31 protein-coding genes are annotated in these 22,651 nt (G+C 46.0%); 3 read left to right on the top strand and 28 right to left on the bottom strand.

Translation table 11 applies throughout. From position 1 onward, the window contains the following. Positions 1 to 8: 8 nt before the first annotated feature. The 17 genes from AB4371_RS10410 to AB4371_RS10330 form a co-directional block, all read right to left on the bottom strand. Positions 9 to 1,196, bottom strand: a complete 1,188-nt coding sequence (locus AB4371_RS10410; RefSeq protein WP_372149622.1) for a baseplate J/gp47 family protein — start codon at positions 1,194 to 1,196, stop codon at positions 9 to 11. Then, a complete protein-coding gene (locus AB4371_RS10405; RefSeq protein WP_102532787.1) occupies positions 1,189 to 1,521 on the bottom strand; it encodes a DUF2590 family protein in 333 nt (110 codons plus the stop codon). Before AB4371_RS10405 ends, AB4371_RS10410 begins: the two co-directional genes overlap by 8 nt. Next, complete coding sequence (locus AB4371_RS10400) at positions 1,521 to 3,626, bottom strand: phage tail tape measure protein (RefSeq protein WP_372149619.1); 2,106 nt, start codon at positions 3,624 to 3,626, stop codon at positions 1,521 to 1,523. Before AB4371_RS10400 ends, AB4371_RS10405 begins: the two co-directional genes overlap by 1 nt. A gap of 40 nt (positions 3,627 to 3,666) precedes the next feature. Next, entirely contained in the window at positions 3,667 to 3,810 is a 144-nt protein-coding gene (locus tag AB4371_RS10395) for a DUF6890 family protein (RefSeq protein ID WP_167332346.1), read from the bottom strand. 41 nt (positions 3,811 to 3,851) lie between these two features. After that, positions 3,852 to 4,115, bottom strand: a complete 264-nt coding sequence (locus AB4371_RS10390) for a putative phage tail assembly chaperone (protein WP_372149616.1) — start codon at positions 4,113 to 4,115, stop codon at positions 3,852 to 3,854. Further along, entirely contained in the window at positions 4,112 to 4,390 is a 279-nt protein-coding gene (locus tag AB4371_RS10385) for a hypothetical protein (protein WP_016791732.1), read from the bottom strand. Before AB4371_RS10385 ends, AB4371_RS10390 begins: the two co-directional genes overlap by 4 nt. Continuing rightward, entirely contained in the window at positions 4,391 to 4,912 is a 522-nt protein-coding gene (locus AB4371_RS10380) for a hypothetical protein (RefSeq protein ID WP_372149613.1), read from the bottom strand. It lies immediately after the preceding gene. 5 nt (positions 4,913 to 4,917) lie between these two features. Then, positions 4,918 to 5,340 (bottom strand): DUF5675 family protein, encoded by a 423-nt coding sequence (locus AB4371_RS10375; protein WP_016791734.1) that lies wholly within the window; start codon positions 5,338 to 5,340, stop codon positions 4,918 to 4,920. After that, positions 5,337 to 5,555 carry a TraR/DksA C4-type zinc finger protein gene (locus tag AB4371_RS10370; protein ID WP_372149611.1) on the bottom strand — a complete coding sequence of 73 codons (219 nt, stop codon included), beginning with the start codon at positions 5,553 to 5,555 and terminating at the stop codon, positions 5,337 to 5,339. The genes AB4371_RS10375 and AB4371_RS10370 overlap by 4 nt, the downstream gene beginning before the upstream one ends. Positions 5,556 to 5,567: 12 nt before the next feature. Next, positions 5,568 to 6,023: a phage protein gene (locus AB4371_RS10365; protein ID WP_102363524.1), complete on the bottom strand. Its 456-nt coding sequence runs from the start codon at positions 6,021 to 6,023 to the stop codon at positions 5,568 to 5,570. Positions 6,024 to 6,026: 3 nt separating this feature from the next. Beyond that, positions 6,027 to 7,148 (bottom strand): DUF2586 domain-containing protein, encoded by a 1,122-nt coding sequence (locus tag AB4371_RS10360; protein ID WP_372149609.1) that lies wholly within the window; start codon positions 7,146 to 7,148, stop codon positions 6,027 to 6,029. A gap of 15 nt (positions 7,149 to 7,163) precedes the next feature. Beyond that, positions 7,164 to 7,820 (bottom strand): virion morphogenesis protein, encoded by a 657-nt coding sequence (locus AB4371_RS10355; protein WP_372149606.1) that lies wholly within the window; start codon positions 7,818 to 7,820, stop codon positions 7,164 to 7,166. Next, on the bottom strand, positions 7,804 to 8,295 hold the full coding sequence (locus AB4371_RS10350) for a phage tail protein (protein ID WP_372033222.1): 492 nt from the start codon (positions 8,293 to 8,295) through the stop codon (positions 7,804 to 7,806). Before AB4371_RS10350 ends, AB4371_RS10355 begins: the two co-directional genes overlap by 17 nt. Then, positions 8,292 to 8,711 (bottom strand): head completion/stabilization protein, encoded by a 420-nt coding sequence (locus AB4371_RS10345; RefSeq protein ID WP_017071444.1) that lies wholly within the window; start codon positions 8,709 to 8,711, stop codon positions 8,292 to 8,294. Before AB4371_RS10345 ends, AB4371_RS10350 begins: the two co-directional genes overlap by 4 nt. 129 nt (positions 8,712 to 8,840) lie before the next feature. Further along, positions 8,841 to 9,557 (bottom strand): phage terminase small subunit, encoded by a 717-nt coding sequence (gene gpM / locus AB4371_RS10340; RefSeq protein ID WP_372149602.1) that lies wholly within the window; start codon positions 9,555 to 9,557, stop codon positions 8,841 to 8,843. A gap of 9 nt (positions 9,558 to 9,566) precedes the next feature. Further along, entirely contained in the window at positions 9,567 to 10,577 is a 1,011-nt protein-coding gene (locus AB4371_RS10335) for a phage major capsid protein, P2 family (RefSeq protein WP_017071446.1), read from the bottom strand. Beyond that, entirely contained in the window at positions 10,578 to 11,453 is an 876-nt protein-coding gene (locus AB4371_RS10330; RefSeq protein WP_017071447.1) for a GPO family capsid scaffolding protein, read from the bottom strand. A 176-nt stretch (positions 11,454 to 11,629) separates the two neighbouring features. Between AB4371_RS10330 and AB4371_RS10325 the strand changes: the two genes are divergently transcribed. The 3 genes from AB4371_RS10325 to AB4371_RS10315 all read left to right on the top strand — a co-directional run bounded on the left by AB4371_RS10325 (position 11,630) and on the right by AB4371_RS10315 (position 16,157). Further along, complete coding sequence (locus AB4371_RS10325; protein ID WP_372149600.1) at positions 11,630 to 13,408, top strand: terminase large subunit domain-containing protein; 1,779 nt, start codon at positions 11,630 to 11,632, stop codon at positions 13,406 to 13,408. 4 nt (positions 13,409 to 13,412) lie between these two features. Next, positions 13,413 to 14,432: a phage portal protein gene (locus AB4371_RS10320; protein WP_372149598.1), complete on the top strand. Its 1,020-nt coding sequence runs from the start codon at positions 13,413 to 13,415 to the stop codon at positions 14,430 to 14,432. 1,473 nt (positions 14,433 to 15,905) lie between these two features. Then, positions 15,906 to 16,157, top strand: coding sequence for an ogr/Delta-like zinc finger family protein (locus AB4371_RS10315; protein ID WP_017071735.1), 252 nt, complete (start codon positions 15,906 to 15,908; stop codon positions 16,155 to 16,157). Here AB4371_RS10315 and AB4371_RS10310 read toward each other — a convergent pair. The 11 genes from AB4371_RS10310 to AB4371_RS10260 form a co-directional block, all read right to left on the bottom strand. Beyond that, the gene (locus tag AB4371_RS10310; RefSeq protein ID WP_017071736.1) at positions 16,154 to 16,375 is read right to left on the bottom strand and encodes a hypothetical protein; all 222 of its coding nucleotides are present in this window, start codon (positions 16,373 to 16,375) and stop codon (positions 16,154 to 16,156) included. The two genes, AB4371_RS10315 and AB4371_RS10310, sit on opposite strands and share 4 nt — an antisense overlap. A gap of 111 nt (positions 16,376 to 16,486) precedes the next feature. Continuing rightward, the gene (locus AB4371_RS10305) at positions 16,487 to 19,018 is read right to left on the bottom strand and encodes a replication endonuclease (RefSeq protein ID WP_372149596.1); all 2,532 of its coding nucleotides are present in this window, start codon (positions 19,016 to 19,018) and stop codon (positions 16,487 to 16,489) included. After that, positions 19,018 to 19,203: a hypothetical protein gene (locus tag AB4371_RS10300; RefSeq protein WP_017071738.1), complete on the bottom strand. Its 186-nt coding sequence runs from the start codon at positions 19,201 to 19,203 to the stop codon at positions 19,018 to 19,020. The genes AB4371_RS10305 and AB4371_RS10300 overlap by 1 nt, the downstream gene beginning before the upstream one ends. After that, a complete protein-coding gene (locus tag AB4371_RS10295) occupies positions 19,200 to 19,430 on the bottom strand; it encodes a hypothetical protein (RefSeq protein ID WP_016798823.1) in 231 nt (76 codons plus the stop codon). The genes AB4371_RS10300 and AB4371_RS10295 overlap by 4 nt, the downstream gene beginning before the upstream one ends. Beyond that, positions 19,430 to 19,831: a hypothetical protein gene (locus tag AB4371_RS10290; RefSeq protein WP_017072078.1), complete on the bottom strand. Its 402-nt coding sequence runs from the start codon at positions 19,829 to 19,831 to the stop codon at positions 19,430 to 19,432. The genes AB4371_RS10295 and AB4371_RS10290 overlap by 1 nt, the downstream gene beginning before the upstream one ends. Beyond that, positions 19,828 to 20,271, bottom strand: coding sequence for a DUF3850 domain-containing protein (locus AB4371_RS10285; protein ID WP_017072077.1), 444 nt, complete (start codon positions 20,269 to 20,271; stop codon positions 19,828 to 19,830). The genes AB4371_RS10290 and AB4371_RS10285 overlap by 4 nt, the downstream gene beginning before the upstream one ends. A gap of 2 nt (positions 20,272 to 20,273) precedes the next feature. Then, positions 20,274 to 20,684 carry a hypothetical protein gene (locus AB4371_RS10280; protein ID WP_017072076.1) on the bottom strand — a complete coding sequence of 137 codons (411 nt, stop codon included), beginning with the start codon at positions 20,682 to 20,684 and terminating at the stop codon, positions 20,274 to 20,276. Next, entirely contained in the window at positions 20,681 to 21,292 is a 612-nt protein-coding gene (locus AB4371_RS10275; protein ID WP_017072075.1) for a 3'-5' exonuclease, read from the bottom strand. Before AB4371_RS10275 ends, AB4371_RS10280 begins: the two co-directional genes overlap by 4 nt. Before the next feature lie 110 nt (positions 21,293 to 21,402). Continuing rightward, on the bottom strand, positions 21,403 to 21,696 hold the full coding sequence (locus AB4371_RS10270) for a hypothetical protein (RefSeq protein WP_017072074.1): 294 nt from the start codon (positions 21,694 to 21,696) through the stop codon (positions 21,403 to 21,405). 11 nt (positions 21,697 to 21,707) lie between these two features. Next, positions 21,708 to 22,247 (bottom strand): phage regulatory CII family protein, encoded by a 540-nt coding sequence (locus AB4371_RS10265; protein ID WP_016798828.1) that lies wholly within the window; start codon positions 22,245 to 22,247, stop codon positions 21,708 to 21,710. A gap of 114 nt (positions 22,248 to 22,361) precedes the next feature. Further along, on the bottom strand, positions 22,362 to 22,574 hold the full coding sequence (locus tag AB4371_RS10260) for a hypothetical protein (RefSeq protein ID WP_016788127.1): 213 nt from the start codon (positions 22,572 to 22,574) through the stop codon (positions 22,362 to 22,364). Between the last annotated feature and the right edge of the window lie 77 nt (positions 22,575 to 22,651).

Here is a 22,651-nt window from a genome sequence, read left to right as displayed (position 1 = left end):
GCTTAAATTCAGGCAGTTGCAATGGTCACCCCCAAGCTATTAATGCGAGGTACTTCCATACCATTAGCAATATCAGCATTATCGAATTCAATTGACTCAAGTTCAGGGAACTGGCCGTGAAGCTCTTGCGCCAATTTAGAAAAACTAAAGCGCGATGATGGTTTGGTTTTCGTCGCCTTGTAGTCCGTGTTCTGCCTAAATGCTGAGCCAATGAATAGACCGATGTCCGTTTCTAGGTCTTGCCTTTCAGCCCCTGTAAGCACTCGCCCAACCCACGCTTTGCATGTCACATCAATCAGATTACCTGGCATCGCATACACAAGAAGATCATCACCATGACCGTGGTTACCATCGCGATTGATATGATTGTTTAAGTCACTAAGCATTTGAGAAGAAGGTTCACCCGAGTCCAGCAAAATGAATGCATTGGCTGAACCTGCACCGCGTGGCGCGTTATGCTCGAAGTAAACATTTTCACTGTTGATACCCGCTCGTAACATGAGTAATGAACGGTAAGCCGCGTCTATATGCCACTTTGCCACGCCGCTGAACTGATTGCGGATACGAACTCGAAGCTGATCATCACTCTCTTCGTCGGCTCCGGCTTCAATAAGCCAATCAGCTGAGTTCACTACCTGTCCGATACCTGGTACTGCAGTAGCAAAAATGTGGTAGTAACCCTCACCAAGGTTATAGGCCGCGCCTTCATGCTCTGCTTCCACTTCACCAATAACCGACAGCTCATTTTCAGGCAGCGTGGTATCTTCTTTTAACACCACGCGATAAACAGTGCCGTTAATAGGGTCAGTTTGAATAAATGTCCCTTTAGGAACGACAATAGCCGGCCCCTTTGATGCTGCTCGATGGAACACTATTTGCCCTAGTGCTTTCGTTGCAGGTTTGCGCTGTACGTTGAACTGCCAAGCCCATAAGTCGAGCCATTTGCCCACTGCCGTAGCAACAAACATATTTGGTAGAACATACCCAACCAAAAACGTATTGATCAGCCACACTGTTGGGCTGATCACCATGGTTTCAATCAAACGCCAAAACGGTGAGTACTTGGAGTCGTTAGCAATGATGCTACCTTGCTTCTCCGCTTCCTCTTTCAGCACCGCTTTCCATTGGTCTTCATCAAGAGGCAAGCCTGCTTTTTTAGCAAGTTCGGTAAAATCTGGTTTAGGTATATCAGTCAAGGTTCACCTCTGTGCTCACTTCGCCAAACTCAAGGGTTTCAGCAAAAATGTAAATTAAGCCATCATTAACTTCGTCAATACGCACTGTGCCTGGTACCAGCCGCACATCTTCTTCAACCAAGAGTTCTAGTTGTGTCCGAGCATCCGCCTTTTTTGACGGGCTGCGCTCTGCAATCAGATACACTGCTAAGTTACTCTCGATAATGGCGTGTTTAATGTCTTGGGCGATCACTGCTCTGTCTTGAATCAATACAGGGTTACGACCTGCATCAAGCACCACATCACCGTTTTCAATGAGCAAATCTTGGTATTTAAAATCTGCCATTAGCCTGCCGCCATTTCTAATTCACTTGCCATGTCTTGTGGGCTATTCATGTAGGTTGGATAAATTGCCACACCACCGTAATTGGTTGAGCTCGTTTGATAGCTCGCAATGCTCTTGGCCGCGCCACCTGGCTGAATTTGTGCTTGAGGCGTCGCACGTTTTACTGACTCAGATTGAACCGGAGCCGTTTCATCATCACTGCCGAAACCTGGTATCCAGTCAATTAGCCCTTTCATGGTTTCCCAGATGCCTGCCAACTTGTCTGTAAACCAACTAAATACGCTCCCAAAGATGTTTCGCATCGAGTCGGCCATTTGCCCAATAAAGGCAAAGCCACTGGTATCGGTAAAACCACTCATCACCCACTGCCAACCTGCCGATAGGAAGTTGAATAGGGTTTGAAATGGCAATGTCACCAGTTCTACCGCACTAGAAATTGCGGTAAACCACCATGTATCAGCCATTTCCGCTGTAAACATATGCCAACCCAACACTAGGCTCTCAAACCCGCCTTTCAACCACGACACCATTTGCCCAATGAAATCAAAGCCACTGCTATCGGTGAAGCCACTCATCACCCACTGCCAACCAGCTTTAACAAACTCGAACATGGCCTTAAATGGCAGGGTGATTAACGTGATTGCTCCTTCTAGTACCTGGAACCACGTTGTGTCACCAAATGAAGCTTTGAGATCATCCCAGTAGTAAATCAATGCCCCTACTGCTGCGATTGCCGCTACCACTGCACCAACGACCAAAATGATTGGGTTAGCCGCTATCGCAATGTTGGCTGCTAACACGGCCACACGTAGTGCTGCCATGCCCTTGGTTAATAAGAAACTCACTCCCGTGAACATCTTCATGGTGAGCATGTAAGTTGCCATTGCTTGCTTACCCACACCCATCATCAAGGTAAATGCACCGCCTGCTGCCGCAGCACCTAAAATCGCTATTGCTGCAAAGCCAATGTATTTAGTGAGGTTCGGGAACATCTGCGTCCATTGAACAATTGCGGTAGCTCCTTCAGCCATGCCGCCAACAACAGGCAAGATGGCAGGTAGAAGCACAGAACCAAAAGCAGCACTTATGGCAAAAACGCCTTGCTCTAACCGCTCCCATTGGTCGGTCATGGCTCCCGCCATTTGCTCAGCAACATCAAGCCCTTTGACTTTGCCGAGCTCATTTATTGAAGTGGCGAGCCCATCAGTGTTTTGCATCAGAAGTTGGATCATGGCTGTAGCTTCTTGAGTACCAAACGCTTTACTCAGATCTGCCGCTTCCGCTACCGAAATGGTTTCACCATAACGGCCCTTGATTTGATTCAAGATATCGACGATTGGCAGCATTTGACCTTGAGCATTCGTGAACTGCATATTCAAGGCTTCTTGAGCTTTGGCCGTACCCGCTAAGAACGCACGATATTTGGTACCCGCTTCACTACCACTCATGGTGGACTGCAAAGTACCAAGAATCGCCATTTGCTCAGTCATGCCCACACCGACAGAGGTTGCCGCAGCACCGACCGAGGTGAATGCCGATGACATGCCCTCACCAGTGGTCTTAAACATCTGAACCGCTTTCGCAGTTTGACCACCCAACACATTTACCCAATCCGCCTTACCCATTTCGTTGGCTGAATTCTGGAAAATGCCGTACATGGTGCCGACATAGTTGGTAATGGTTGAAGTATCTGCTTTGGTCGCTGCAGCGAGCACCCCAGACGCACGGGTAAACTCAGAAAGCTCATTGCCTCCTAAGCCAGAAATAGCGGATTGAATATCATAAGAAGCCGCCACAAAATCTGCGGCTGACTTGCCATAGTCCACGGCAAATTCAAGTGCCGTGTCACTTAGCTGCTTCAACTGCTCATCAGCAACACCAAGAGATTTAACCTCACCTAATGCCCTATCCATTTCAATGGCTGGCATCAAAGCTTGTTGCAATGCGAAACCAGCACCCACCATGCCTGCCGCACCTGCCATCATGGTATGAGTACCTTGACGATAGGTGTTGGTAACATCGGTCATTTGTCGTTGAATATTGCCCAGAGGTTTTGAAATCTGGTCAATGAGTCCAACTTGAAATCTGAGTGCTTCTGGTAACATCAACAATTCTCTACTTACTTTGCGAACTGAAGCTTAGTGGTTAACCGCCAAAGGCTTTGGCTACACCGCTAGCGGTAACGGCTTGCATGTTTTCCCAATGGTTCTTCTCTAACCAAATCGCGTAAGCAAGGTTCTGATCAGTATCCGGTTCATTAGGTAGCCACTTTCGCCGCCACGCATACATTTTTTGCCTGTCGCTACTATCAATGGCAGCGACAAGCCCATCTATTTTTTTACCGAGATGGAAAGCTTAGGCGCGTACTCTTTAATAACGGCACCGTAAATCTGCGTTGCTGCACCTGGGTTCTGCTTGGTCATTTCACGCAGTGCGTCTTTTGAGCCTTCACTAACGCTACTCATCAAGAAGTTATGTGCTGCACTACTCGCATCACCTTGCAAGATGGTATTTTGTGCTTCGTCGTATTCGGCTGGCGTCGGGTTGAATTCAAGGTCTGTCGTGCCAACGGTTAAAACAATTGCTTTTGTCATGCTACTTCTCGCTCTTTATCTAACTTGTTTTCCAAACGGTCGAACCGTCCATTAATTGAATCTTTCAAATCGTCTACGGCTTCCCGTAGCTCATGCTTGGTGGCGTATTTCTCTGCAACATCCGCACGTTGGTTGGCAATTGCCAGCTCGTTTTTGTGAGTCCGCTGTTCGAGATCTCGGGTTGTTGCTGCGGATTTCTCAGCGCGGGTGTACACAAAACCGATCAGCGTTAACAGGAAGCCTCCCAATCCCAGCAACACGCGCCAATCTTCCATCTAGCCCCCTTGCAAATTCAGTTTTTTACTTTTGTCAGCACTGCCTTTGCTGCTACCCAACCAAAAAGCCACTCCTGTACCAAACGCACCAAGTACGGTACCGGAAATCATGATCAGCACCTGGGCATACTCTTTCGATGGTTCACCGAAGAACAAAGCGGAAAACATTCCAGTGACCATGGCGCAAAGCAACAAGGCTAGAAGGCTTGGCATCCAGTGATCTTTGTGCTGCTCACGAGCATGCTGCGTATCTGCTAGATTGGCTCGTTTGGCTTCCAAAGCTAAGCGACCTTCTTCAATGGAGAGACGTTTAAGCTCTTGCTCGTGCTCTTTCTCCAATTGACGCAGTTTGAATAATGCTTCAGTGTCATTGACCAACGCCTGTTCAATCGCTTCTGGCGTATTTTCAACATCAAGGGCATTAGCTACTAGTCCACCTACCGCGCCCCCTGCTGGACCACCAATTAAGGTGCCAACCAATGGTGCAGCCGAACCAATAAGTGATTTCACTTTTTCCCACATATCAATCAGTCCTTTAGAATTGTTAGGCTTGCTGGCTCTCCGCCAAGCTCTGCCATCAGGTTGTTAAATGCAGCGGTTGAGTTCATCACTGCCCATTCACCACCCACAAAACCAAAATCCACACCAGGAGCCAAACAACCTTGAAGCTGCTTAGGCGAATTCGCTTTGTGAATTAAAATATGAGTTCGTAGGCTTGGCCCTTGCCGAGTCACACCAAGGTCTTTGCTTTCCAATGCATAGCACTCACCAAACTTTGGCGATTTATGAGGAAAAAGCGTGTAGCTACCTTCTGGAATACAGGACTTAGATGGCGCGTTGTTCTGCCAAGGTCGCTCAACAACACAACAAACTTGACTACCATCGGCACGGTGTAACGTTGAATAGGTACCGTGGGGAAAGTAACGGCGCTTTAAAACCAAATGCTTCATCGCTTAAATCTCTCTATGTTGCTTTGGCACTGGGTGCAGTATTGGCACCCTGGTACTTTTTGGCGGCGTTCTTCGGGTATTGGGTCGCCACATTCGCCGCATTCCTGTGCGCTTTCCCGTTTTTCAATTCGCTTAGCCCTTGCCAGTTGGTTGGCAAGCGCCACTTCTGTGAATTGGGTTTCAAGGCCACTGGCATGGTCGATAACATCAGACATCACGCCCCCTTATTACTGCACCAAGTCTTCGGTTTCGTCCGAACGCAGATATGATGTGCCGTTGATCTTCACAAAGTCTGGGCTTGTCACTTCAAACGGCAGTTTGTGAACCAATGCGCTGCCACCGTTAGAATCAACATCGAGCAAGTCAGAGATTTTGATTCGACAGCCAAAGGCTTCTACTTTCAGCTCATCTTTATCAATCTTGCCGAAGAAAAGCGCATCGAAGTCAGGCAATCCACGCCATGAACCCGCTTGGCTTGCAGCTTTACTCAACTGGTTAAACTGTTGAGTAGTGAGCTCCATTTCACCGCTTGCTTCTACGTCGCCATCTACCCAACCATCTGGCACACCAGAGGTTTTATTCACGGCTGAATTGTCGGTAATAGATAGGGTGACTTTTTGCGCTTTTAGCTTGTAGTCGCCCATTGAAAAGTGCATGTTCTTGCCAGAAATACGCATGCTCATTGGTTACGCCTCCGAATCTGCAGGGTTAGAGAGATCAAGCCCAATGTTGACCACAATGTGTTTCGGGCAGTTATGAGGACGAACCATTAAGCCAATGTTTACTTTGGTTTTGCTCATCCACTGAATTGACACATCTTCATCGCGTGGTGGCATGATTTCACCAGGGAACGGAATGCCGCCAATCTCAGTGGTCTTCGACATGTCGCGCATGTCTTTACTGAAGTAAGTGCGGTTGAGCTCGATACTTGGTGGTGTTGAATTAAGAATGCGGTCAGCAATACGACGAATCGCTTTAATTCGAACGCGGCGATTTAGCTTGTGCACAGGGCGAACATATTCAAGGTATTGATAGTCTCCGCCTTTCGCTTCCAGCGTGGTGGCGTCTGTCCAGTAAACACCTTCCATATCTGCGTACCACTGGGGCAGTGAATAACGCGCATCGGCTAGGGCTGAAATAGTGCTCATTTCAAGTGGTTTACCTGCGCTATCCACTGGCATTTCACCAAGACCCAATAGGCTTCCCGTTGCGACTCGCATTGGGCTATCGGCTACAGTGACAGCGCGATCACATAAGCGACCACCAAGCACACCGACATTATTACCGTTAAGCATTGGCACTGGCGTTACCATATTTGCTGCCACATCTTTCACTAGGGCTAGCATGGCGGTTTCATAGTCCGACCACGTTTGGGTATCTGCATCAATACCAGCACACGCAGCAAGGAAGAACACCCAACGACCAAGTTTGCTCGTTAGCTCTGTTGCTTTGTCTTGCATCGTTGTGAACTCGGCTTTGTCGGCCACAACATCAACAATACAAATACCTTCGAAAGAGTCGGTGAGGTTGGCAGTGTCTACAGCGTCTTCCCAAGAGTCACCGTCATCCAATCCGAAAATGGCACCCGTCCAGTTTTGTTTACCATTGAGCTGCGCGGCTTTGACGTTTGCGCCTAGCGCATCATCAGCGACCACTTCATCAAGGTTGGTCATGTTATTCACACGCGTGACTTTGCCTTGCAGTTCAGCTTTATCGGTGCGCCCGATATAAAGCAGGTGGCGTTCAATTTCTGGGATCCCGCCTTGCCCTAAATTGAGGTTGTTTACCTCTACCTTTCCGGTTGCCATTGGTTATTTCCTCGCTTATTTTCGCTTTCTGGCCTGCTCAAAAATGGTGATGAGTTGGCGGGTGACTTCGCGTTCTTTACTGCCTAATATCTGGCGCTCTTTTAAGGGGATATACCAAGCCGACACACTCCGTTGATTGCTCAACTCACGAATGATTTGTCCTGCTTGCCCGTGGGTTACGGTGGCCATCAATAACTTGAGCGTGGGTTTCTTCCTTCCCTTTCCACTCTTACGCGGGACCGTGTAACCCAGTTCCCTCAGTTTTCTCGCTTGCCCTTTAGAGCAAGGCGCTGAATAGTTTGGTTTTCCCCACCGATTTTGCATTTGGCGCTTGGTCATTTTTTGTTTTTGACCAAGGTGATGCCTGGCGGCAATTTTTGCGGTGAGCGGATTGCTCCAAGTTAGGTCGAGCGTATTGGCGTTTCTTACATAAGGGGTCAACCCCTTGGCCATACGTCGCATGACTTTTCCGCGCTTATTACGTTTCTTCGGTGCTAAGGCTTGGCCGTGAATGTCTTTTTGTTGCTGAATGCGCTTGCGAGTCTTAGCTTTTTCCCAGCGCCCTAGGGTTTTCAATATCCAAACACGCTTTCTGGGTGGAAGCGCTAACATGGCAAGCTTTTCTTGCAGGTTGAGCACATCCCTTTGATTGACATTAACTGTCGGTTTCATTCACCAACTCCGCTTCTTCGGCGGTATAAATCTCAACGGCTTGAACTCGGTATCGAGTCCCGCGCCAAGTGATCATTCCTGCTTCATCAGGTACCAGCTCTATCGGCTCCATCAGTTCAAGTTCAATACTCACATCGGCCGCTTCGCTGCTGATCACATCCACCGATAAAGTCGGGTCTTCAAGCTCTTGCTCGTTACGCTCTTCTTCATGGTCACTTAGCCAACAAGCAATCAGCGCCAACAAGCAGCGTGGGTCTAGTAATTGGTGAGGGAATTCCTCAACTGAGATCACCGCGTTGTATTTCCAGAAACAAGCGATATACCCACCGTTCCCACGGTCTTCACCACTTGGCACTATCGAGCCGTTTTCTTGCCACGCATCAATCTTGTTATCGAGCACATTGCTATTGAGGTGACTAACGATGTAATCCGTTAGATGCTCAAGCTTGGTTTTGTTGTAAACCGTGTCGCTCATATCGAATCAATGCCATTGGCACTGCGCCCGAGCAATTGAGAGACATCTTTATTACTTTGAGCTAGGAAACGTGCCGCCTGTTGTGGCTCATCTATCGCCGCGTTGTCTCCTTCTTTACGCCTGTCTTGCGTCGCAAACTCGGGTAACAATTCAGAGTGAGCTCGGCCATACACCGCACGTTTGTACAATGCGGTTTTGGCGATGCTCATTGATGGCGGAATACCATCTACCAACAAGCGTTCTAACTTCTCTTGAATATTCAGCGCGGCAATCGTGATAGCCGCAGCAATAGAGTCGTTATCAAACGTATGCGGAATACGGCGCAATTGGCGAAACTCATCGGTCGATAAGCTTGGCCAACCTTCACCAGGTATGGCTTGGTCACTCGTTTTATCCACTTTCCCGCCAAAGCTCATGATTCAACCTTTTTGCTACTGCAGTTAATTAGGGCGCCTCTAGCCACTGAGTCGACGGAATAAGCAGCGTGATGAATCACTTGCTCTTCCTCGTCAGTCGAGGCGCGGTGGCATAGGAGCTGTTTTAAGCTAGAGGTTGTCGCCACTCTCTAACGCTCGGATACGTTGGTCGATGTTATCGATCATGGTGCTGACACCAATCGCACTGTATTGCTCATGCGCGTTTTGAAGATGAGTTCGCGCTTTCTGTAACGTCACCACATCTCCGACAGAAGCCGCATGAGGCTTACCTTCATCGTTACGAAGTAGATACAAACCTGCGAACTTCAACCATTTCGCCGTGGGCTTTTCGTTGATGCTCCACTCGTTGGTCACTTTCTCAAACACCAAGGAGAAATACGGTTCAATTGATTGGCCTTTACCCGCCATACGCTCTGACCAAGCCAACACTTCATCAGCGCAGAATGTGGCAAAGTCTCGCTTGAATCGCTCAGGAGTATCTAACCCGCGTTCGATAGCAATGTCACACCACTTAATGGCGGTTTCTAGATCTTCGATATCGAAGAGCCAAATTACCATTTGAGTAAATAACGGGTTATCGAACTGCTCGTCACCAGCAAGGTAAGCTTCAATCGCTTCACGGTATTTAGGGACCAAAACTTCACGCTTGTGGTTAACCTTTTCATCCGTTCGATTGAAGGTTTTAAGCACCTTCAAATCACTTTCGAGTTCAGCTAGAAGCAGGTGTAAACTGTTTGGGTTAGCGACAAACTGCTTCTCAGGTGTCGATTTCTTTTGCTGTTTTGCCAATGCTTCTTGGCGTAACTTAGCTAATGGACTTGCCATGATTCACCCTTACGCTGGTACTGGTTCAACAACAGTTACGTCTTCGATAGCTGCAAACTTGTTGTAGTTGCCCACGGCATAACCTTCTTGGCGAAGATATGACGTTTCGAAGCGCTTACGGTCTTCTTCATTGCGAGACTTACGCCACTGCGTACCCTTTTGAGTCAGGATCTGCAGGTTGGTTAAGTTCGTTACCCAAATCATATTTGGTGGGAAAAATGGCGGTGTATACACCGTTTTACCTGCAACGGTCTTCGCTAAGCTTTGAGCTGCTTTATGCTCAGTCGGTACTTCCGCGGATTCCAATAAGCGATGCTGCTCTGCAGCCACTAAGTTGCGGCCAATCAGTACGACTAAGTCAGGGTCACCTTGGTGAACCTCATGAATAGTTGTATTGATTAAATCATTCACTAGCGAATCGAGGTTTTTATACGCCCCAACAGTTACGCCTGTTGAATCAAGCTTGGCAGCAGGAAGGACTTGAGCTGGGGCCTTTTCTTTCGCTAACTGTAACCACCCCTTATTTACGTCTTGCCCCATAGGGTTAGCTTTGGGGTCAGTACTCTCACCAGCAATCGAAGTACCGTGGAAACCAATACGCAGCTTATCTAAGGCAAAATTACGCGTGATGGCGTTATTCATCAGCTTCATCCACTGACCTTTGCCACCCGAGTTCGCCCAGATTGTCATCGTAATCCAGTTGATATGGGCGCCTGAGTCCGTTTCGGTTAGCTCGTAGGTATTGCCGCTTTGGTCAAGAGAGCCCATGAATCGACCGTCTTTAACTCGACCTGTCAGTAAACCACTGTCACCCACATCGATCACTTGACCTTTAATTTGGTCAACCGAGATGTTCGAAATACGGTTTAAGAAAGAGTCAGATTCAACAATGGCTTGGCGAAGCTTCGTTTCCATCACAGGCGTGATGTTGAATTGCTTAGACGCATCTAAAACACCGCCCGCTTTTGCTACGGCTTGGCAATATTCATCTAAAAATTGAGTCGATACTGCATTGAGCATTTACACGACCTCCACAGTTGATTCGCCGCCATTGCCTTCTTCACCTGGCTTTTGACCTGGCTTTTCTTGCTTTAGCTCTGCGAACTGGGTTTCAAGGTTTTGTACTTTCTCGGCTACAGGAGCAAGCTGCTTCTCTAATTCACTAGAGAACTGCTCCAAAGAGAACGTTTGAACTTCACCTTCGGGTTTGGCTTCGGGTTCGTTAGGTGTTTGCGTTTGCAGGTTAAACTCTTGTTTGAGTTCATCCTTTAGCTCACCTTTCATAATGCCGAACTGCTCTTTCATCGCAGCTTTGAATTGTTCTTCGGTCACTTCTTCTTCCTCTGGTTCAGGATCAGGTTGTGGCTCTGGTTGTTCATCACCAGAATTGAAAAAGGCATTACACAAGGCAAAGAATCGGTCTGTTTTTGAGTAACACTCATCAAGGCTGATTTCTTCCAGTTGGCTGCAACTCAGCTCTGTGGTTTGACCTTCTTGTCGCGAAAACTGAAGTAATGAAACACCCGACGACGCAGGGGAATCGGTCACGGCTAATCCCATCAGGTAGCACTTTCCTTGCCCTTTATAGTCTGGGTTTGGTTCTATGGAGGTAAACAGCTTCTGCCCAAGCTTATTGGCTTCAAGTAGATATTGATTGGGTTCAAGTTTGGCAAACAAGCGCATTTTCCCATCCACTTCTTCAGCTTTTACCGCAAGCACTTTGCCCCAGTTACTTCCGTAACCAGCAAAGCGTTTGTGTTCAGGCCAAATCAAAGCGGTGTATTCACTCAAGGCATAATTTTCTGCAATCTGCATGAGCCATTCTCGGGTGATCTTACGACCATCAACCGTCGGCCCTTCTGTTGCTACAATTTTCCAATCACTGGTTTTTGCCATTTGAGTTTTTTACCTAGTATTAATTTGTCAGTTAGGTGCTTCAGGTCTTCACAATACGCCTTTGATTTACCTGTTTCAGCCACTTCAATTCCGACCAATTCGGATACAGGACGTATCCGAACCCATCCGAATTTTGCTATGCAATTTAGGCTGTTACCTCGGCGTATGATTGGTTCATGGCATATTCTCCTGAAACACGACACGCGGCCCGTTCCCTTTATTTAAAGGCTTGGACGCCCAATGAAATCGCTTCCGAACTAGGTTTGAACAGCACCAGAATCATTTATCACTGGGCTGACAAATTTGGATGGCGTGATATGTTGCGCGAGCAAACGATTGATGAATCGATAGCGCGTAGAATTGAAACCCTGCTTGAACTGGAAAACCCAACCAAAGGCCAGCTCGACATGCTTGATAGGCTCATCAAGCACCACGTACAACTTAAAAAATCCCATGCTCAAGCTCAGCCAGTTGGAGATAAACACTCATCTAACGCAACTGAACCTGTGGCTAAAACTAGCGGTAAGAGCTCGCGTTCAAATAAGTCTGACGACAATCAGAAAAAGAAGAGCAAAAAGAAGAACAACATTGTTGAGCTGACCAAAGAGAACTTCGCAACCTGGCATGAATCACTCTTTGAATATCAGCACACGATGCGTAACAACCTGCACCAACGTACGCGTAATATTCTTAAATCTCGTCAGATTGGCGCAACCTATTACTTCAGTGGCGAAGCGTTAGAAGATGCGATTTTGACTGGCGATAACCAGATATTCTTATCCGCTTCTCGCGCCCAGGCCGAAGTATTCAGAAGCTACATTATTGCGATTGGTGAAGAATTTTTAGGTGTTGAATTGACGGGTAACCCGATCATTCTCTCTAACGGGGCTGAGCTCAGATTCTTATCCACCAACTCAAAAACCGCGCAAAGTTATCATGGCCATGTTTATGTGGATGAGTATTTCTGGATCCCGAAATTCGATGAGCTGAACAAACTCGCGTCAGCTATGGCCACTCATAAGAACTGGCGTAAAACCTACTTCTCGACCCCTTCCGCTAAAACACACCAGGCTTACACATTTTGGACCGGTGACCAATGGCGCAGAGGCCGTGATACCCGCACCAATATTGAATTTCCTACCTTTGACGAATACCGAGATGGCGGTCGACTCTGCCCAGATAAGCAATGGCGTTACATAGTCACAATTGAAGATGCGGCTGCAGGCGGCTGTCAGCTTTTTGATATTGATGAACTGCGCGACGAATACAGCAAAGACGATTTTGATAATCTGTTTATGTGTATTTTCGTTGATGGCGCCAGCTCCGTCTTCAAGTTCTCAGCCCTCGAAAAAGCCATGGTGGACATTAGCCGATGGCAAGACTTCAAGCCAAATGACAAAGACCCCTTCGAACGCCGTGAAGTTTGGTTAGGTTACGACCCAAGCCGAACTCGAGACAATGCTTGTTTAGTTGTGGTAGCACCGCCCATTGTTGCCGTTGAAAAATTCAGAGTACTTGAAAAACACTACTGGCGAGGTTTGAACTTTCAGTACCAGGCGCAGCAAGTATCAAAAGTGTTTGAGCGTTATAACGTGAGCTATTTGGGCATTGATACAACAGGCATTGGCGCGGGTGTCTATGACTTGATCAACAAGAAACACCCACGTGAAACCGTGGCTATTCAATACAGCAATGAAAGTAAGAACCGGTTGGTGATGAAGATGATTGATGTGGTCGAAGCCAACCGCATTCAATTTGATGCTGAGCACAAAGATATCGCTATGGCATTCATGGCTATCAAGCGAGCGACCACAAATAGTGGCAACAACATGACCTTCAAAGCAGAGCGCAGCGAGTTAACCGGGCATGCCGATGCCTTTTGGGCGATTTCCCATGCCTGCATTAATGAGCCGCTCGATCACTCTGAAAAACGTAAATCAACATGGCAGATGTAAATCAATGACTGAACAGACAACAGAGATAATCACGAAAGATTCCGCTAATGATGAAAGCTTGATGTTTAGCTTTGGTGAGCCGGAAATCATGGACCGTGATTTCACCAACTACGATTACAACGAGCTTTACTACAACGAAGACGGTGACTACTGGGAACCACCTTTGGATAGAGCTGGGCTAAACAAACTCACTAGAGCCAACGCTTATCACGGTTCTATCTTAATGGCTCGCCGCAATATGATCTCAGGTCGTTACACCCAAGGCGGAATGCAGAAGCAACAAATGCAATCAGCCGTACATGACTTCTTAGAATTTGGTGACACGGGCCTGCTTAAGCTGCGTAATTACTTTGGCAAAGTCATTGGGCTATGGCCTATTCCTACTATGTATTTACGCAAACGTAAGAATGGTAATTTTGCTTTCTTAGAGCGTGGCAACAAACAGAAGAGTTACAAGAAAGAGGACGTCATATTCATCAAACAATATGACCCAGTCCAGCAAGTTTACGGTGGTCCGGATTACCTTGGTTGTGTTCAATCAGCGTTACTTAGTCAAGACTCAACCACGTTCCGCCGCCGCTACTATAAGAACGGTTTGCACATGGGCTTTATCTTCTACGCTACCGACCCGAACTTAAGTAAAGAAGATGAAGACGACCTAAAGCAGAAGATGGCTTCAAGCCGTGGCGTGGGTAACTTCCGTTCTATGTTCATCAATATTCCAAACGGCAATGAGAAAGGGATTCAACTCATACCCGTTGGCGACATTGCGACCAAAGATGAGTACGAGAAAATTAAGAACGTCACCGCACAAGAGGTGATCACCGGCCATCGCTTCCCTGTCGAACTGGCCGCAATCATTCCAAACGGTGGTACGCGTGGTGACCCTATTAAATTTGATTACGTTTACTGCAAAAATGAAGTGATACCCGCTTGTGAAATGTTCATGGATGCCGTGAACAACGACCCAGAAGTACCAGAACACCTGCATTTGACCTTCAATTTGGACAATGTCGCGGCCTAATTGGCGTGATGTTTTTTGCAATTATGTTTTTCACTGTAATTTACGCTCAGCCCTTTCCTCATAAGGGCTGAGAAACAACTCAAATGATCGTCACAAAACACAAACGATCATTAAAAAACTGACCTAAAATACAGAAACACAAACATTTCAAGCACTTAACAAACACCAACAGATCAATACTGATCGTCAGAATTTCAATTCCTTTCAATTTTTTGCACTCTTCGCAATTTTATTAGGCGCTCTATAAGCCGTTCTAAGGACTATTAACTCGCGGCAAGCCCCGTTATTCCTAAAGGGCTAGCGGCTTGTTAGGCTTCCATAGCGGCGGCAGAATTTCACTGAAATAGAATTGCGAAAAAATGAGATCGAAAACGCTTCAGGTGGGGAGGAGGAGTGCGATTTTCGTGGGTTGGTTGTGTTTTAGGTGGGCTGTGTTTTAGGTGGGCTGTGTGACAGACGTAAAAAAGCCACCGTGAGCGGTGGCTATGGGAAATGCTGAAGTTCAAGCTTGATGCTAAGTGGCTAACAACATACCACAAAACGAAATTAAGCCACCGTACACACAGAGCAAACTTTGAAGTAACTTCGTCGAGCGTTGGCAGTCCGTCTTAAGCAATTTGTTGGCTACGCAACGCTTAATCCTTATTTGTTATGTGAACTATTAATGGTGCGGCTTTGCTTGACCAAAACTAATGCCTACCTAGGGCGCAGCTAGTTACAAGATATAATGTAGTCCGTCGACGGTTTTTGCCTATTAAATGTACATGAACTCGCTTCAAGTTTCAGATATTTAGTCTCAGTAATTGAGTACGCCATTTCCCAAGGTGATTTACTGAGAATTAGTATTGGACACTGAACTGTATATGCATTTGTTGAACTGCATTCAGGGATACTAATGGCTGATTCAATAATAACTGAGCGCCTGTAGGTGCCTCCGTCATTTCTAGCTTTGATAGTTCGCTCTCCCAAGCCATACATATTGTATCTCATATCACTATATTGATTATTAATAATTAAGAGCTCACTTGAAAATGTCGCAGTGGAGACAAAAGAAAGAGCTAAAGTTAGTAGTTTTGTCGCAATTCTCATATACGGACTCACATTCAATAAAAACAATCAATGATAATCAACAAGTTGATAACAAACAAGATTAATATAAAAACTTCAGGTCACATAACAGCTTTATTAGACAGAAAAATTCGGCATTTAAATACAGAATTTATCTATCTAGTAATCTTATGCACGAAAGAATACACATTGATATACCACATATTCAATAACTTATCTGTCGCGTATGATTCATCACTTCACAAAATACAGAATTTTTCTGCATAGCCAGGCAGCTGTGGCTCATCTAGGTAAGCACGCCCACGAGAAAAACAAAAAGACATCCCCAAAGCCCTGAGGACTGTATAAATCATCACCATAATTTAGTACTATGGGCTTATCATTTCGATAGGTTCATGGTGCTATATGAGAGTAGTTTGCACGGAGTGTGGCGGGAAAGCCCGCATACAAAAATCAAACCGTATTTCAGCGGGTTATAGCGATTTATATTGTAGTTGTAGTGACCCCGAATGCGGTCATTCCTTTGTGATGAACCTAACCTTCAGCCATACTCTTAGCCCTTCGGCTAAAACGACTTCTCAGTTAGCTTTTGAAATGGTTAAAGCCCTGGCACCCGATCAGCGCCAAGAACTAAAACAACAGCTATCAATCCTCTAAAGTTTAAATTCCGGGCTATCTCCACCATCAGCCATCTCAATTAGCTGCTTCATTGCGGCTAACTTTTCAGGCTTCAACTCTTCTCTTTGGTCTGCAACCAATAAACTCATCAAATAAATACCTACATCAGCTCTGCTTTCACCTTCAGTGCTGAGTGCTACAGCATCTATAATGAACTCCATCGCTTGTAAAAATATGTCCTGTTGTTTTAATGACATAGCTCTACTCCAAACCAAAAGACTGGATAAATATACAGTAATTTTACAAATATTCATACAGTGTTTTTATGAAGCGAGATTCACCCCTCATTCTGATAACTTATCTGACCTTCATATCAGCGGCCATTCAGCAGTTTCAGGGAAGAACGACAAATTAGGCTGTTCATATTCATAATCGTCGTCTTCACCAGCTAAAGGTCCAGACTGTTTTGTCTTGAGAGCATCTAACCAGCCAAAATCTGGCTTGGGTCGGTACTCTTCAACGAGCTGGGCAGGGCGAACCGTGCCGCACGGTAGGTTCTCCGCAGGGCGAATTCTTATACTTGTTTCATCATCTATTCTAATTGAGCTGCCTTGTTGCAGCGCGATTAAAGCTGAACCATCAATGTTTGGTGGTAACCCACCACCTACTGAGTAAGGTTCTAATAATCGCTTAAGCTGATCGCTGACCTGTACTTTCTGCGGTAGCGTACAGTTATTGACAGAACTCCGAGAGGAATCAGAGATTCCAGAAAGAGCAAGATCAAAAGCCCCCGCTTCAGCTTCATCGCTCTTTTCTGTTTTTGTTACTATCTGCCAGGTCTTAAGACGTGTCTTAACCAACTCACCTGCAGCAACAAAGCCTTCTATCTTGCGAACGTCTTCGCCATGCGGAGAAGCAAACGGCAGCACTTCATAAGAGTTCGTGATCAACAAATCCTCACGCTTAACGAATGGCCCACCCTGCCCCATGATGTAGCCTTGCCAGTTACCGTGGTCGGCCGCTTTCATTATTCCTGCGACATTCACTTGGTCAGTATCAGCCCTCGCCTCATAGTTCTCAGCAATCACAGCCACTAATTCAGCATTCGTCATGACATGCGCAGGCTTAAAGGGACCAACCAAACGGTACATCGACATTAGGTAAATAGAAGCTAGATCTTCACGTTCTTGCTTAAAAACGTATTCCATAAAGGCTTTCTTGTTTTGGCTAGCTAGTCGGCGCAGTTCACGGTAAGTGGTAACCGGCGCCCCACCAAAGAATTGGAATTGACGAATACCCCAACGACTCTTCCAGGCGTTGACGTTTTTGGCCATCGCTTGCACAGATTGCCCGGTCTCTTTCGAAACCTCTTCACCCATGGCATAGCCGTCAATATTTTTAGAAATGTACTTAGCGATGTAACCCGTTGCTGTGCCTTTTTCTGGGTCGATATACCCAAAGTCACAACGAGGCTGATAATTGAATGGACCTTGAATAGACTGCTTTTTGGCTGCACGTTTTTCGTTGCGATCGAAGAACGGGTAAAGTTCTTCTTTGTCTTCATCGACCGCATAGCGAATAAACACGTCACGCACCTTGGCCACATGCTCAGGCTTAACCCAAATCAGCAAATGCCAGTGCGGAGTACCATCATGATGTGGCTCAGCAACTCGAATACCAAACCAACGAATCTCATCACGACCTAACTTGGCACGAATACGCTGCCAAACCTTATTCAAATAGGTTTGTGCTTCACGTGGGCTCGCGCCGTTCCAGTGTGGAATGAAGCCACCTTTCTTATAACTATTATGATATTTCGATGGTGCTGTCAGTGTTAGGAACAAACCTTGTAGGCCAAGTTCATTGCCGATATCTTCACAACCACGGCAACGAACCATTAACTCATGACGACGAATGGCTGGGTTTGACATGCTTTTCAACACCATGTCTTCCATTTCAACTTCTTCTCCAGTGGCCTCTTCTCTAAGTAGCTGGCCTTGAATGAAATCCCAGTTCTTCTTTTGCTGAACTTTATGTTCTTGAATGCAATCCCATGAAGCATAAGGTGACGCCTTCGCCGACACCTGCCCCATAGCAATAGCTAAGTGCTCGCGCATAATTTTACGAATGCGCTTTAAGCGTCTAAACCACCATTTTTCACAACTCAGTTTAGAGATAGACGACATGATATTTTCAGGCGTAATCATCTTGTCATCGCTTGGTGTTTTTACCCCAAAGCTACGCACCAAAGAAACGCACTGGTTGTAAACCATTAATGCCGCGATGTTCTCACCGTTCTCGGTTTCACATTCAATCGTCTGAGTCAGTACCGTTTGATAACGGATCAAGATAGACACGATTTTAAATGCCATCTCTCGAAGTTCATCTTTAACTAGCTCGGCAATGATTTTGCTTCGAACAGGTTTACGATTTTTCTCGGCCTGTTCAAAATCGAAACTGGCTTGTTGATTCGCTTGCTTGAAGTTGTTTTGCTGAGGGCTGCTTTCGACATCGACAGCATCACTCAGCAAAGCAACCTTAGAGGTAGTAGGAAGTTGTTTGTATTGCTCTAGCACCAACAGAACACGCCTATGCGCGGGTACCATCTTTTCACGGATAAATGTATTCGCAGCAAAACGTCCTTGCTTCTTGAAGATCGAAACATAGCGATTGGCGAAATATTTAGTTAGGTAATGAGGGAGATCAGCAAAGTGTTCAGATAGCCATTCTCTATCTGCTGGGTTTACTTCATATAACTTACGTTCAACAACTGAAAGATTTTCAGGTTCTATATTAGCGGGTTCGTAACCTGCAGGAACACAAATAAGCCCTTCATCTATGGCAGGTAAAGGGCATAACCAAAAGCGATTTAATGGTTTAACTGGTTGATAGTATGTCACTAACACTCATCCAAAAAATCTGTGGGGTTGCGTGTGATTTTCAATTGAACCTGGATAGACTCATCACCAGATAGCAAAGTACCTAACAGCACTTCATTATCTGAGTGATCGCCTTCCAGCATTTCGACTAATAGAGTTTCAATGTAATCAGGCGCTTCAGCCGCAACTTTCTGTGCTTCGCTCATAACGCAGCTAGCTCCTGTGTATCCATAATCATATGACCGCCAGTGTGATTACCTTTAATAATCACCCCGTTCAAAACGTGCTGGCAGTTGAACAGCTCGCAAGCCGTATCAATCGCTGGCTCTGGTGAGTCAAACTCACCCAGCAACACATTCTTCACTTCATTGGTTTCATCATGGCGAACAACGCCGCCACCACTATTCAGGGCAACTGCTACATAACTCAGCATCAGCAAGCCTCCACAGTTGGGTAACCATGTTCATCGGCCATATCACGCCACCACATTTGCATTTGACTAGTTTGAGAAGTGGATTTATTACAAGCCGACACAAAGAACAGCGCACGAACGGCACCTAAAGCTTGATTTGCGATATCTCGGTCAGAAGCCGTGTTGTACACCACTATCCAAAACGCCCACCAAGCGGTAATGAAATCTTCCAAACAAAGTCCTTGTTCCGTACCGTTAACATTCACAAGTAGTGCTCGCGTAGAGTCCAAGCTCAGCACATCGCCTTGACTAGTTTCTGTGATATTGAAAACACGCATGAACTGTTCAATCTTGCGAGTAGTAAACCCTTCTGAACGCAACGCGTGGTTCAAGTCTTTCTGATAAACAGAGATAGTGCTCATGCAGCCTCCTCCCCTAACTTTTTAAGTAGAGTCGTTGCCTCTGTAGCAAAATAACGTGAGTCTTGAATCTGCCTTTTTAGGTCTGCGGTTGTGAGCCCAGCCTCTCGAACCACATCAATGCCCGCTTCCATGCAGTCGGCAGCTTCAACTAAACGATCTCGTAAATGCCCCAACAAAATCACACTGTTTAAGTGAGATGAATTTGAAAGAGAAAGAACGCATACCTCTTTGCTTAAACCAAACTTACCGCCTTGCAGTACGTGCGTAATTTCATGAACCAGGGAAGCCCCCGTTTTATGGCCTTCGCTGTCTACTTCATGCTGTATCAGCACATCGTTGGCTTGATAGTTACGATCATTAACTCGAATTTCAGCCGTTTTACGACCTAAACGAACTTCATTAAAAAACTCTGATTGGGTTTTTACTTCATGTAATTTCATGCTTACGCCCCCACTGCCGATAAACAAAACTGCTCGAATTGATATAACGCTTCATCGTCAAAGTGGCCTAAGTCACGGAGGCCAAGCATTTCAAGAAACAGATGGCGGTTACTCATATCTAAGTTCGCCCAATGGTGAAGCTGTGAAACTTGTTCAATCGAACCGTTGCGGTACCAGCTAGGGAATGAATGACCAAAGAACACACGAGCACGATCACCTGTCATTGCTTCTTTGATATCGGCCAAAACATCTTCTTGCGATCGGTGGGTTGCGATAGGATCTTGCTTCTTTGCGATAGCATCGAGCTGAATCAGAATTTCTTGTTGCTGCTCTTGGTTAGCACTTTCAAAGCGATCAACGATTTGTTCAAACGATAGGTTGAACATATGGTTGTGGGCATTTTGATAGCTCATGCGTTCCCCTCCGCTTCTAAGACAACTTGCGTATCAGCGGCATAGCACGTCACCATATAAAACTTGCCCCAAATTTCAGAAACATATTGAGCTTGGAACTTCGCATCATCTAAGGCTGAATGATGAACACCTTCACGAACTAACGTTTCCTTGGGGTTGATACCTAAAATGTCACGGCCCATTCTCACAATGGTTCGCACATCAAGGTCATTCCAATGAATGAAATTAGGACGAATGCGAGTCGCTTTGAAAGAGTTCATTAGGATCACATTGTCAAAGCCTGCGCCATTGCCCCATAAACAGATGTCTTTGGATTCACCTAAATCAGCTAACCACTGGTTAAACTCAAGCAAGGCATCTTTAAGTGAAGACTTTGGCGTTTCTTTTAGGAAGATTGCACGAGCTTCATCACCTTGTGATAACCACCAAGTTACAGTCGGTGCATCAATATCACTGTAATAGGCAGCGCTATTAAGGTTAATTACCTCTTCAAACTCAGCACCTAGCTGACCATTGCTAGGGTTAAAAACGACGGCACCAATAGAAACAATCGCAGCATTGCTACCATTTCCCATTGTTTCTAGATCGAGCATTACGTGTGTTTTCATCTTCAATTCCTCAAATTTTGGATATAAAAAAACCTCCCTCTTAAAATCAAAGAGGGATAAAGGCTGTAGGCATAACGCCTAGTGGTTAGGTTTGCTTGGGTGTAACTGAGTTATGACCAGCGCGAAAGTACATCCTGCGCGTTGGCATCAATTCGGTTAATTTCACGTGAAATGCGCATTTGTTCAGCGCGGCAATTGCTCTTAGAAAACTGAGCCTGTAACTCTTCACGCTTTGAACGAAGTGGCTTTAGTTGGCGCTCGCCAAGTTCTCTTCGCGTACGCTGTAATGCTAAAAGGCCACGTTCTTTTTGCTCACGGTTCAAAGACCAACAAGGCAAATCAGGGCATGGATTTTCTAGTGGTGGTACTGCTTGGTTTGAATGTTCGACTGTTGCAACTGACATAATAATTTCCTCTAACTTAAGCCGGGAATAGCCGAACCATTAGCGACCAAATCCACACTCATAGCTAAGAATGGGGAAACGCCTTTTGTGCGGCTTTCTATATCGTTGATAAGAAGCACAAGGTTGCTAATACCCGCTTGTGCCTTTTGGATAATGACGTGTTTGTTAGTGCGACTAAGGCGGTCGTTTCCCGCATGCTCTAAAGCCATACGAGACAGGTCACCAGAGTGCATCGCGTTTTCTAATGCGCGTTTAATGAAAGTTTCTTCACTCGCATCATTGGGGATTTGTGCGGTCACCACACCGAGGCCAAGCAAAAGGCTATTAAGGATGGTGAAGTTGCCACTCGCTTTGGTGATCATCACAAGTTCTACACTGGTAAGGATGTGCGGTTGCTCTGGGTTGAGCTTGTTACGCAGCATAGTGGCATTCATATCCACGGCCTTTGCTAACTTGGTCATGTTCTCCGAGTTCGCAAATGCACAACACGCTTCGTTAAATGCCTTTTGTTTAGAGCCACGGAATTCGCACATTGAGTCAATTTCGTTCATAACCAATACTCAATTGAAGACAAACGGGACGAAAACGAAGCCCCAACCAAGAACATTGAGCCACAACGGGCAATACTCTTTGGTTGGAATTAGGGAAGATAAACGCATGACGGCCTACCCCAACTTTTCCATAGCTTCACGAGTCGCCATTTCTACTAAGGCGATCATATTGATGAGAGGAGTTTCTTTACCTTTTGCTTTAGTTTTAATAGGTAAGCGGCCATCGGCTACCCAATCCATGATGGTGCGCTTAGGCATTCCAGAAAAATGAGAGTATTGGTCGTACGTCATGAAAGGCGTATTTAGGACTACTTGATATGAGAGCATAGTGATATCCTGTTATGTTATTGAATGTGTTGTACCGGACTAGCGAGTTGCACCTCGCGGTTAACCGTTGAGTGAAA

This window comes from Vibrio sp. 10N.261.51.A3, assembly GCF_041471965.1.
In the GTDB taxonomy this organism is placed as follows: domain Bacteria; phylum Pseudomonadota; class Gammaproteobacteria; order Enterobacterales; family Vibrionaceae; genus Vibrio; species Vibrio crassostreae_C.
The sequence above is the reverse complement of the archived record's forward strand: the minus strand, read 5'-3'. Positions and strand labels throughout refer to the sequence as shown.